The sequence below is a fragment of the Rhodococcus sp. ARC_M12 genome, from assembly GCF_022810385.1.
Classification (GTDB): domain Bacteria; phylum Actinomycetota; class Actinomycetes; order Mycobacteriales; family Mycobacteriaceae; genus Rhodococcoides; species Rhodococcoides navarretei.
On the sequence record NZ_JALGQI010000090.1, the window covers coordinates 1 to 297 of the forward strand.

The following is a 297-nucleotide window of genomic DNA, read 5'->3' on the forward strand; positions in this document are numbered from 1 at the left end:
CTTGGGACTGCATGAAGTGTTCGACCTCGACCACCACGAACAGGGCAGTAGCGGTGGCTACCGAGCGGCCCTGCGCATCGTCCATCGTGGCCGTGAGATCCAGTTTGCGCCCATCACGAGACCGAACCGCAGCACGCAATACGTATGGAGTGCCGAGCAGAACCGGCGCCAGGTAGTCGAGCTCGAGACGCCGCGTCACGGCGAGCTCACCCACTGTGTAGAGCAGGAAGCCGAACAGATCGTCGAGAACGGTCGCCACCGCGCCGCCGTGTGCTATCCCGGGTGCCCCGACATGAC

General features: G+C 64.3%; 1 protein-coding gene. It reads right to left on the reverse strand.

Going from position 1 to position 297, the window contains the following annotated elements; translation table 11 throughout:
• A partial coding sequence (locus MTX35_RS25470) for a PaaI family thioesterase (RefSeq protein ID WP_243597495.1) occupies positions 1 to 297 on the reverse strand: 297 nt, incomplete at both ends.